The sequence below is a fragment of the Caballeronia sp. AZ7_KS35 genome, assembly GCF_023631045.1.
Taxonomy (GTDB): domain Bacteria; phylum Pseudomonadota; class Gammaproteobacteria; order Burkholderiales; family Burkholderiaceae; genus Caballeronia; species Caballeronia zhejiangensis.
Genome location: NZ_JALQDV010000030.1, coordinates 182,076 through 192,976, shown reverse-complemented (window position 1 = coordinate 192,976; position 10,901 = coordinate 182,076). Strand labels below are relative to the sequence as shown.

At 63.4% G+C, this 10,901-nt stretch carries 12 protein-coding genes; 5 read left to right on the top strand and 7 right to left on the bottom strand.

Going from position 1 to position 10,901, the window contains the following annotated elements:
- Positions 1 to 41: 41 nt before the first annotated feature.
- The 6 genes from NCT05_RS19195 to NCT05_RS19170 all read right to left on the bottom strand — a co-directional run bounded on the left by NCT05_RS19195 (position 42) and on the right by NCT05_RS19170 (position 5,297).
- Complete coding sequence (locus NCT05_RS19195; RefSeq protein ID WP_008353424.1) at positions 42 to 1,214, bottom strand: ABC transporter substrate-binding protein; 1,173 nt, start codon at positions 1,212 to 1,214, stop codon at positions 42 to 44.
- A gap of 313 nt (positions 1,215 to 1,527) precedes the next feature.
- A complete protein-coding gene (locus NCT05_RS19190; RefSeq protein WP_250502956.1) occupies positions 1,528 to 2,478 on the bottom strand; it encodes a dihydrodipicolinate synthase family protein in 951 nt (316 codons plus the stop codon).
- Positions 2,479 to 2,611: 133 nt separating this feature from the next.
- A complete protein-coding gene (locus NCT05_RS19185) occupies positions 2,612 to 3,304 on the bottom strand; it encodes a FadR/GntR family transcriptional regulator (protein ID WP_250502955.1) in 693 nt (230 codons plus the stop codon).
- Positions 3,305 to 3,533: 229 nt separating this feature from the next.
- Positions 3,534 to 4,370, bottom strand: coding sequence for a 3-oxoadipate:acetyl-CoA acetyltransferase (locus tag NCT05_RS19180; RefSeq protein ID WP_250502954.1), 837 nt, complete (start codon positions 4,368 to 4,370; stop codon positions 3,534 to 3,536).
- Between the two features lie 176 nt (positions 4,371 to 4,546).
- A complete protein-coding gene (locus tag NCT05_RS19175; protein ID WP_008353429.1) occupies positions 4,547 to 4,828 on the bottom strand; it encodes a DUF3303 domain-containing protein in 282 nt (93 codons plus the stop codon).
- A 118-nt stretch (positions 4,829 to 4,946) separates the two neighbouring features.
- Positions 4,947 to 5,297, bottom strand: a complete 351-nt coding sequence (locus NCT05_RS19170; RefSeq protein ID WP_250502953.1) for a hypothetical protein — start codon at positions 5,295 to 5,297, stop codon at positions 4,947 to 4,949.
- A gap of 259 nt (positions 5,298 to 5,556) precedes the next feature.
- Between NCT05_RS19170 and NCT05_RS19165 the strand changes: the two genes are divergently transcribed.
- Genes NCT05_RS19165 through NCT05_RS19155 form a run of 3 tightly spaced genes read left to right on the top strand, consistent with a single transcriptional unit; the run spans position 5,557 to position 7,916 of the window.
- The gene (locus NCT05_RS19165) at positions 5,557 to 5,859 is read left to right on the top strand and encodes an EF-hand domain-containing protein (protein WP_008353431.1); all 303 of its coding nucleotides are present in this window, start codon (positions 5,557 to 5,559) and stop codon (positions 5,857 to 5,859) included.
- Between the two features lie 12 nt (positions 5,860 to 5,871).
- Positions 5,872 to 6,585: a response regulator gene (locus NCT05_RS19160; RefSeq protein ID WP_008353432.1), complete on the top strand. Its 714-nt coding sequence runs from the start codon at positions 5,872 to 5,874 to the stop codon at positions 6,583 to 6,585.
- Complete coding sequence (locus NCT05_RS19155; protein ID WP_175979309.1) at positions 6,582 to 7,916, top strand: ATP-binding protein; 1,335 nt, start codon at positions 6,582 to 6,584, stop codon at positions 7,914 to 7,916. Before NCT05_RS19160 ends, NCT05_RS19155 begins: the two co-directional genes overlap by 4 nt.
- Positions 7,917 to 7,918: 2 nt before the next feature.
- Here NCT05_RS19155 and NCT05_RS19150 read toward each other — a convergent pair whose 3' ends face one another.
- On the bottom strand, positions 7,919 to 9,292 hold the full coding sequence (locus NCT05_RS19150; protein WP_250502952.1) for a polyhydroxyalkanoate depolymerase: 1,374 nt from the start codon (positions 9,290 to 9,292) through the stop codon (positions 7,919 to 7,921).
- A 174-nt stretch (positions 9,293 to 9,466) separates the two neighbouring features.
- On the opposite strand from NCT05_RS19150, the gene NCT05_RS19145 reads away from it, so the two are divergent.
- Entirely contained in the window at positions 9,467 to 10,120 is a 654-nt protein-coding gene (locus NCT05_RS19145; protein WP_250435728.1) for a glutathione S-transferase family protein, read from the top strand.
- Positions 10,121 to 10,195: 75 nt separating this feature from the next.
- Positions 10,196 to 10,900 (top strand): Crp/Fnr family transcriptional regulator, encoded by a 705-nt coding sequence (locus tag NCT05_RS19140; protein WP_008353439.1) that lies wholly within the window; start codon positions 10,196 to 10,198, stop codon positions 10,898 to 10,900.
- Position 10,901 lies beyond the last annotated feature (1 nt).

The window sequence follows — 10,901 nt, the reverse complement described above, 5'->3', positions numbered from 1 at the left end:
TCGCGAGGAACGTCGCCGTCTCATCACACCGATACGTCGACTTACTTCGTCTTCGCCGCGCCGATTTCGCGGTCCCATTTTTGGAACGCGGCGACCATCGCCTGCGCGTTCAGCGGCAGTACGTGCGGACGGTCGGCGAGGAGCTTCGCGTATTCCGGACGGCCGAACTTCTGGATGACTTCCTGGCTCTTCGCGGGCGCCATCGAGAGCGGCACGTCCTTCACCGCCGGGCCCGGATAGAAATAGCCATCGTCATATGTCAGCGCCTGCTGCGCCGGCTCGAGCATGAAGTTCATCAGCTTGTAGAGCACGTCGAGCTTTTCCTTCGGCACGCCTTTCGGAATCACCATGTAATGGGCGTCGTTGACCCACGTCATGTTGTCGAATGCGCCGACCTTGAATTCCGCCGGCACGATGCCGAGCGCGCGCGGATTGATGTCCCAGCCCGTCACGGTGACGGTCATGTCGCGCGTGCCTTCACCCAGCTCCTTCATCACGGCCGACGTGCCGCCCGGGTAGTACGGAATGCAGTCGTTCAGTTGCTTGAGGAACGCCCAGGTCTTGTCCCAGCCGTTGATCGGGTCCATCGGGTCCTTGTCGCCGAGCACGTACGGCAGGCCCATCAGGAAGGTGCGGCCCGGACCGGAGTTGGCCGGACGCGCGTAGATCAGCTTGTTCGGATGCGCCTTGCACCACGCGAGCAGTTGATCCGGCGTCTTGGGGACATCGGTGACTTTGGCCGGGTTGTATTCGAGCAGCGGACCCGCTGGCATGTACGTCACTTCCAGACCGTAGCCCTGCGCGATGTCCTGCATCTTGCGCGGACCGGGCGCGTACTTGTCGAGCACGCCGGGGAATGCCTTGGCGTTGTCGGGCAGAAGCTTCTCCCACAGACCTTGCTGAATGCCGGCCGCGAGCGCGTCGGTGCCCGTCACGACGAGGTCGATGTCCGAGCGCCCCGCCGCCTGCATCGCCTTGATCTTGCCCGGCAGTTGCGGCGCCGGCGCATTCGTGAACGTGATGCTGGACACGAGGTCCGGATACTTGGCCTTGAACGCCTCGAAGCCCTTTTGCGTCAGTTGCAGATTGCCTGCAACGTCGACGATGTTGATCGACACGGGATCGGCCGCGTGGGCCGCGCTCGTGCCGAAAGCCGCGCTCACGGCGACGCAAATCGCCGCCAGTTTCACTGACAGTCCTGCCTTGAAAGCCATGTTGTCTCCTCACTTCTCTCGCAACCGCTGGTCGGGAAGAGGTCCGGTCGGATCGTCGATGTTGTCGATTGTGTTGATCGCCGGCCTGTTTGTACTTCGTTCTGATTCTTGCGTGTCTATCGTGCGCGTGCGTCCTCGTTGCGGCTTGGATGCTGAAAAATAGCTAACGAGGTTATAGGATGTCAAGCAAATCGCAACCCGCCGATGCTGTTACCGAAACAGCCGAACCGGCTTTTTTCCTCTGCCGATAGCGCTTTGCAAGCCGCCTCGGGATATACCCCGAGCGCTTGTTACCTCCCGCTTTAACCTTTGTTTAACTGGGGTTTCCTGCACGTTTCCCGGAAACGCGGAGGGTTTCATCGAATGCGAGCAGCGCGCGCGCTTCACGTTCGATGGCCGGCAACGCAGCTTCGGGCGACGCGCTCAGCAACGGCAGTATCGGGCCCATGTCGGCGATGCCCGATAAGGTCACGGCGTCGTGCAGAACGCGGATCAGCGAGACTTCGTCGCGAAGGGTTTCGAGCGGCATAAAGTGCTCGTAGATGGAATCGGCCCCGGTGCCGCCTGCTTTTGCCGCGCGCAGCAGCGCCATCACTGCGTGCGGCGCGATGCATCCCGAGCCGGTCGTCCATGACGCGAGACCGAAGTCGCGCGTGTGAACCAGCGCGGGGCGCTCGCCCATGCCCGACACGACCTTCGACGCCGGCACGCTTTCGAGCAAGCGCCGCAGATAGCCGTCGTCCGCTGGATTGGCCCGCTGAATCGCGTATTTCACCGCGAGCAGCGTGCCGTCATCGACGAGGCCGGCAAGCCCGTCCACGTCGATGTAACTCTCGCTCTTGATATAGAGCGTGAACGGCATGCCGGCCACATCGGCAAGACGTCTGAGGCCGTGCGCGACGCCCTCCGGCGTGGTGAAACCCGCGAGCGGCAGGATCATCGCGGTGCGGTAGCCCGTCTGCGCGAGGATGCGCGCCTGATCGAGCATCTTCCCGTAGTCAGGGCCGATGGCCGGAATGACGCGAGTCCGCGGGCCAGCCGACTCGGCCAGCATGTCAAGCAACTCCCGGAACTCGCTGACGGCGACGTGGTACAGATTCGCGTTGCCGCCGTAAAGCAGCGTGGACACGCCGCCGGCCTCGATATGAGCGATCAGCCTGCGGTTGGCTTCGGGATCGAGCGAATAATCCGGGCGACGCGCCAGCGGCGGCACCGCCATGACGGATGCGGAAAACTCGCTGACGACGATGGGATCGGTATTCATGACGCCTCGCTGAATCGACGGAAAAGGTCCGCAGAAGGTAGCAAGGCGGGTAAAAGTTGTCAAACAACTTTGCCGGGAGGGAGCCAGTTTATCGCAAGTTGGCTAAGGTTGTGTGACAACTGTCGGGTCGAAATTATTCACCGAACATGCGCTCGACCGCGTTCTCGAGGTGCGCCTTCATCGCTTGCCCGGCTCGGGCGGAATCGTGCGCGCGGATCGCTTCAAGGATTTCGCGATGCTCTCTCTGAACGAGACGCTGGCGTTCGAGCGTCTTCACGTACGACAGGTTGCGTGACAGGTTCATGCTGACTTCGACCTGTTCTTCGATGAACGACAGCACGGTGATGAAGAACTGATTTTTAGACGCTCGCGCGACCGCGAGATGAAACGCGAAATCGTCTTTCGCGCCGATGCCCTCCTGCGTTTCGACGACGCGTTCGAGCTGGTCCCACGCGTCCTGAATCGCGCGGATGTCTTGCTCCTCGGCCTTGACGGCGGCCAGTTCCGCCGCGCCCGACTCCGTCACCACGCGAAATTCGTAGCAGCGACGAATGTCGGATAGCGTTTCCAGCGGAGCGAAGCGGCGCACGTCGGGATCGGGGCGGCGACCCACGATCGTTCCCGATCCGCGCCGCGTCACGATGATGCCGTCTGCGCGCAACCGCGCGAGCGCCTCGCGCACGGTCGGACGCGAGGTGGCGAATCGTTCCGCGAGCGCGTGTTCGGTGAGGAGCCGGTCGCCCTCCTTGAACTCGCCTTCGATGATGCTGTTGAGGATGTCGCTATAAATCCGGTCGGCGAGGCCGGATGACTTACGCTCGTTCATGTTCGCGCGTGACGTGCTTGTCAGGGTGGAGACCGATTGTAAGGCAGATTTTGTCAGGCAGATTTTTCGCGCGAGGCACCGCAAGCCGCCTGTCCCATGCTCAGTACTTCGCCGCACGCGAAGTGCGAGCCTTGAATGACATTTCGGCATGCGAAGCGATATTGCGCAGCGTAAACAAAAACGCGCCCGCGGTCTCCCGCAAGCGCGCTTCGGCCATCGCCATCGAAATTCAGATCGACAACAGCTTCCTCGCTTCCGTCGCCGTCGCCACCGGCCGACCGTACTCCGCGCATAACGACGCCACCCGGCTCACGAGTTGCGCATTGCTCTTCGCGAGCGTGTCCTTGTCCCAGCGCACGTTGTCTTCGAGTCCCGTTCGGCAATGTCCGCCCAATTGCAACGTCCAATGATTCACTTCGAGCTGATGGCGCCCGATGCCCGCAGCCGTCCACGTGGCATCCGGCAGATTCTTCTTCAACTGCTCGACCTCGAACTCGAGAATCTCGCGTCGCGCGGGCAATGCGTTCTTCACGCCGAGCACGAACTGAACGTGCACAGGCGATTTCAACAAACCCTGATTCACGAGATCGACGGTGCTATAGAGCATCGCCAGATCGAAGATCTCGATCTCGGGCTTCACGTTGTGATCGAGCATCGTCTGCGCGAGCGAGCGCACGAAATCGGGCGGATTCTCGTAGACGATCGTCGGAAAGTTGACCGATCCCGTCGCGAGCGACGCCATGTCAGGCTTCAAGTCCAGCATCGCGCCGCGCTGCTCGAACGAACGCCCGCGCCCGCCCGTCGAGAACTGGATGATGATGTCAGGGCAATGCTTGCGGATGCCTTCCTGCAATTCCGCGAACCTGTGCCGGTCCGAGCTCGATCGCTCATCCTCGTCGCGCACATGCAGATGCACGAGCGTCGCGCCCGCTTCATACGCCTCGTGCGTGCTTTCGATCTGCTCGGCAATCGTGATCGGCACGGCGGGATTGTCTTTCTTGCGCGGCACCGAACCGGTGATCGCAACCGATATGACGCAAGGTTCTTTCGTAGGGGATTGGGTCACGCTTCGCTCCTTGACGGCGCCATGCTTGAAACAACTTCGCGGAGATCGTATATGGCGCTCAAATTTGAACTAACTAGTACATTTGTGATGTTGAGGCATTCTCCGTGCCGCTGCAAGCCACGCAAACCCTAAGCTCTCGACGCGCGTTCGTACGACGAATCGGGCCGCTTGCCCCGCTACTGTCGCTGCGCATACTCGGCGAGCATTTTTCCGACCTGCTCGTCCGTGATCGCCGGCTTGATGTCGAACATGAACAAATCGGCCCATTCGTGCGCCCATTGCGCGAGCGGCTCGACGTTGTCGCATTCGCACACGGCGATACCCCAGATCGAACCGATCGCATGCCAGCGGCCCAGCAGATGAATGCCGTCGGGCGGCGCGCCGCGAGTTTGCAGGAATCGCTCGGCCGCGAGTCGTTCGGCCTCGGGTTGCGCAGTCCAGTTGACGATGAATAGCATGGCTCGATCCTCCTGTTGGAACGCCATGAAACGGCGCGACGCGCCGGGCTCGCCGCCGCATCGGCAGTTGCGCCCATGCGGTTCATCCAGTATAGGAGGCGGCCGTGGATCGCATTGATCAATGCATGACGACGACGGGCGTCGCGAGCACCGGCTGCGCGTAAGTCACTCTGACGGCAGGCGCAACTCCATACGGCGTCACGATGACGGCAGGCTGCGGCGGCGGAGGCGGCGGCGCGGCGACCACCACCGGCGCGAACGCCGGCTCGACGACGATCGTGCGCGCGGGCACGTAGTAATACGGCGGCCTCGGCGGCGGCGCGTAGCAGTACACGGGACGCGGCGGCGGCGCGTAAACGACGGCGGGCGCGACGTAGGAAACCTGCGCGCTCGTTCCAGCCGATGCGGTCTTCGCGCAGGTCAGGCTGATGGCGGCAACGGCGGAAACGCTGAGCAAACGGCAATTCATGTTGAAGTCCTCATGCATCGGGAGACGTTGAATACGGCAGCAACAAAGAAATGCAACTGCCGGCGATGAGAACGATAGCGAAGCCCTGCCCGATGCGTGAGTCGTAACTTATGTCGCGGGATGTCGGCGCGAATGCGCGGCATCGAACGCGAAATACGGCGACATGATTCGTAGCATCCCCAAGATTGCGTTCGCGGCGCGGCTCAATAGAATGGCATCACCGTCGACGTTCATCCGTAGCGAATCAGGGGAGAGAGCCATGCGAAAGATTCTTGTCATCCTTGCGGCATGCGCGGCGTGCGCCACGTCGGGCGCGGCGTTCGCGCAGACCGCTACGCAGCCGATGGGCGCGAGCCCGCGCCTCGAACACGTGCTCGGCCAGTTGCAGACGCGCTTTTCGAGCGCCAACACCACGCACGACGGCAAGCTCACGCGCGAGCAGGCATCCACGGGCATGCCGATGGTCGCCAAGCACTTCGACGAAATCGACACGCAGAAGAACGGCTACGTCACGCTGCCGCAAATCGAAGCCTTCATGCACGAGCACGCCGCGCAACGCTGACCCGGAGCCTCCATGGAAACCCTGCCGAAGATCATCGTGCTTGACGACGAAGCCGAGTTGCGCAACATGCTGCAGCGATTTCTGAGTTCGCAGGGTTTCGAAGTACGCGTCGTCGAAAATGGCAAGCGGCTCGACCGCTATTTGCAGCGCGAGCCTTACGACCTGCTGGTGCTCGACTGGATGATGGAGCCCGAAGACGGCCTTTCGGTCTGCAAGCGCCTGCGCGCCGAAGGCCAGACGCTGCCGATCCTGATGCTCACCGCGAAAGGCGATCCGGTCGACAAGGTCGTCGGCCTCGAAACCGGCGCCGACGATTACCTTGCCAAGCCCTTTCTGCCGCAGGAACTCGTCGCTCGCGTGCGTGCGTTGCTGCGCCGCCAGAAGATTGCGGCGGGCGACCCGACGCATACGCAGCAGCGCATCCGTTTCGGCGATTTCCGCCTCGATCTCGCGAAGCAAAAGCTGTATCGCGGCGGCGAGCCGTTCGAGATTCATTCCGCGCAGATGCAGTTGCTCACGGCGCTCGGCTCGTCGCCGAACCGCGCGGTCAGCCGCGACAACCTCATCGCCCGCACGCGCGGCCGCGATCACGACGCGCTCGATCGCAGCATCGACGTGCAGGTGTTGCGGCTGCGTCAGATCGTCGAGGAAGATCCGGGCAAGCCGCGCTTCATCAAGACCGTGTGGGGCGTCGGCTACATGCTGCTCGCGGAAATCGAATCGTGAAGTGGGCGCCGCGCTCGCTCTTCGCGCGCAACATCCTGCTGCTGGTCGCGCTCGTCGCGGTGAGCCAGGTGTGCGCGATCGCCGTGCTGCTCCATTTCATCCAGACGCCGCGCATCGAGCGCGCGGCGGCGACCTTCGCGAGCTATATTGTCACGCTCGATACGCTCCTGAAAACTTCGCCGCCCGAAGCCGCGCAAAGCGTCGCCGTGAACCTCGACCTTCGCGCCGAACTGCCCGCCGGCGCGCGCGACATGGCGCCGGGATCGCGCTTGCGCTTCTATCAAACGTATCAGCGCCGGACGTTCATCGAGAGCCTGCGCGCGCATCTGCCCGCCGACATGCTCGTGCGCTGGCAAGGCGCAGAAGCGTCCGACGACGGTCAGCAGCGCTTGTGGATCCGCGCGCATCTGGCGGGCGAGCCGCGCTGGCTGGCGCTGCCGGTGCCCGAAGCCGCGCACGACGACGGCCTCGCGACCGCCCTTTTCCTTTCGCTCGGACTCGGCGCGCTCGCGTTCGCGACGGCGTACTTGATCCAGCGCCATCTGAACCGTCCGCTCGCGCATCTCGCCGATGCCGCTCGGCTCGTGTCCGCGGGCGGCGAGCCGGGCGTCCTGCCGACCGACGGTCCGACGGAAATCGCCCAGGTCAGCGGCGCCTTCAATCGCATGACGGCCGCGCTGAAGGAAGCCGACGCCACGCGCGCGCTGATGCTCGCGGGCATTTCGCACGACATTCGCACGCCGATGACCAAGCTGCGCCTCGCCATGGCGATGTCCGCCGTGCCATCGACGGACGCGGCTTTCGCGGCATCGGCGGAAGGCTATCTCGACACCATCGATACGATTCTTCAGCAGTTCATGGACTACGCGGGCAGCGGCGCGAAGGAAACGCCCGTCGTCGGCGATCTCAACGCGCTGATCGCCAATCTGGCCGCCGATTTCGCCGGACTGGGGCACGAGTTCGCGCTCGATCTCGGCGAGATCGAACCGTTCCCGTTCAGGCCGATCAGCATGATGCGGATGCTCATGAACCTGATGCAGAACGCAGTGCTCTACGGCGTAGTCGGCCTGGAAGTGCGGACGTGGACAGATCGCGAGGCGAACACGGCCTGCGTCGTGATCGCGGATCGCGGAAAAGGCCTCGGCGGTCAGGATCCGGAAGCGCTGAAGCAGCCGTTCAAGCGCGGCGGCGGCGAAGGCCAGCCGAAGGGCACGGGCCTCGGACTTGCAATCGTCGAGCGCATCGCGCGGCTGCACGGCGGAACGCTCGAACTGCGCGCGCGCGACGGCGGCGGCGCGGAGTCGCGCATCGTTCTGCCGCTCTCGAGCTAGCGTTATTCGGGATCGGCGATCGCCTGTTTGTCATCGCCCTCGTTCGCCGTCTGCGCCTGATCCTCGGCGACCGTGGATTCGCGTGCGAGCGGCGCGATTGCGTGCAAGGGCACCATCGGCTGCGTGCGCGCATTCACACCGGCGGGACTGGGCTCGTTGTCGTGGATCAATGCGCGGATGCGCGGATAAATCTGCTGCTCCCAGCGCTTGCCGTTGAACACGCCGTAGTGGCCGACGCCCGTCTGAACATGATGCGCCTTCAGATACGGCCGCAGCTTGTCGCACAGATCCTGCGCCGCGAGCGTCTGGCCGACGGCGCAGATATCGTCGCGCTCGCCCTCGACGGTGAAAAGCGCGGTGCGCCGGATCGCCGACGGATCGACCTTGCGGCCGCGCACTTCGAGCTGCTTCAGCGGCAGTGCGTGCCGCTGAAACACGGTGTCGACGGTTTCCAGATAGAACTCCGCGGTGAGGTCCATCGTCGCGAAGTATTCCTCGTAGAAAACGCGGATCGCATCGGCCTTCGCGACGTCGCCCTTCGCGCGTTGATGATGCATCTCCTCGAACGATTCGATGTGACGCGCGAGATTCATCGACATGAACGCGCCCAGCTGTACGAAGCCCGGATAAACGCGCCGCATCGCGCCCGCGAAACCGAACGGCACCATGCTGATGAGATTGCGCTCGAACCAGTCGATCGGCTTGCTTTTCGCGAGTTCGTTCACGCGCGTCGGGTTCACGCGCGTATCGATGGGACCGGCCATCAGCGTCATGCTCGCCGGCTCGGCGGGATGCCGGTCCTCGGCCATCAGCGCAACCGCCGAGAGCGCCGCGACGGTCGGCTGGCAGACGGCGAGCAGATGCGCGCCCGGCCCGATCGTCTCGATGAAATCGATGATGTGCTGCACGTATTCGTCGAAACCGAAGCGGCCGTGCATCAGCGAGACGTCGCGCGGATTGCGCCAGTCGGTGATATAGACGTCGTGATCGGCGAGCATCGTCTGCACGGTGCCGCGCAAGAGGGTCGCGAAGTGGCCGGACATCGGCGCGATGACGAGCACGCGCGGCTGCACGATGGACGCATCGTCCTTGCGAAAATGCAGCAGATCGCAGAACGGCGTCGATGCCGCGACTTCTTCCACGACGCGCATCGTTTTGCCTTCGGCTTGCACCGGCGCGATATCGAATGGCGGCCGCGCGTGCGTCAGGCCCGTGAGCGCGACCTGTTCGCAGAGCGCCGCCATACCGCGGGCCTGCGGCGTCTCGCCGATATCCTTCCAGACGCGCAGCGCGCCTTCGACGAGCGTAGCGGCGTGGCGGATCGGCAGCATCGAATCGGACCAGGCCTGATAGCCCGCATAGGTGAACGGATTCATGGCGACGAAAGGAGGCAATAGCCATGCCAATCGATGGCTACATGGGCCTTCATATGTCACGCGATTGGCATAGGCTTTGCACGGATGCCATTCACGAGCGCGTTTTGCCGCGCTTCGGTGCTTGGGCGCACCGCGCTCGATCCGTCTTGGTGCACGACGCGCGAGGAACGACTCATGGCGAACGCCACGCTCACCATTAGCAGCAAGAACTATTCGTCCTGGTCGCTGCGCGGCTGGCTGCTCACGAAGTTCAGCGGACTGCCGTTCGAGGAAGTCGTGATGCCCGCCGACGATCCCGGCGCGCGCGCCGAACTGCTTTTGCTGTCGCCATCGATACTCGTGCCGTGTCTCTTTCACGATGGCATCAAGGTCTGGGACACGCTCGCCATCGCGGAATATCTGAATGAAGTATGCCCCGATGCCGGCCTGTTGCCGAAGGAGCGCGCCGAACGCGCGCATTGCCGCGCGATTTGCGGCGAGATGCACTCGGGTTTTGCCGCACTGCGCTCCGCCCTGCCGATGAACCTGAAGGCGCACTTTCCGGGCTTCAAGGTATGGGCGCGCGCGCAGACCGACATCGAGCGGATCGTGACGATCTGGCATGAATGTCTCGCGCGGTATGGTGGTCCGTATCTGTTCGGCGAACGTACGTGCGCGGACGCGATGTTCGCGCCGGTCGTCACGCGCTTCGTCACCTACGATGTCAAGCTCGACGCCGATATCGTCGCGTACGGCGAGCGCATTCTCGCGATGCCGGAAATGCGCCGCTGGATCGCCGATGCGCAACAGGAAGCCGAGGAAATCGACGAACTCGATATCGAGTTCTGAAACGGTCGCGCGAGTCAGGCCGATTTTCTTTTCCTCCATTCGTGAACCATACTGGTCTTGAAGGAGGAAGTCGCAATGGAACCTTCAATCGATGCGGGCGCTTCGACCCGGCGCGCGCCGACGTTGCACGTCCGCTTTTCGGACACCGACGCGATCCCGTTTCCGACGCGCACCGTCGAGCGTGGCGATGCGTTGTATTGCGCGGGGGAGCCGTTGCGCAGCCTGTATACGGTGCAAAGCGGTTGCTTCAAGACCGTTGCGACATTCCCCAGCAGCGACGATGACAGCGCGCCGCACACGCAGGTCACGGGCTTTCACTTCGAAAACGAAACGCTCGGTCTCGACGGCATATGCACGAACCGGCACGAAAGCGACGCCGTCGCGCTCGAAGCGAGCGTCGTGCGGATCATGCCGGTCGGCATTCTCGAACCGCTGTGTCGCGAATACGCGGGGATGCAGCACGAACTGCTCGCGATCATGAGCGCGGAGATCGTGCGCGCATCGCGTCTCGCGCTGATGCTCGGCACCATGCCCGCGCGCGAACGCGTCGCGGCGTTCCTGCTCGATTTCGCCGAACGCCTCGACGCGGGCGCAACGTCATCCGGCGGACATCCGGTCGATCTTCTCTTGCCAATGACGCGCGCGGATATCGGCAGCTATCTCGGGCTCGAACTCGAAACCGTGAGCCGCACGCTCTCGAAGCTGCAGCGCGAAGGCGCGATCGGGCTCAACGGGCGTCAGGTCCGCATCGTCGATCGCGCGATGCTCGAACATCACTGAT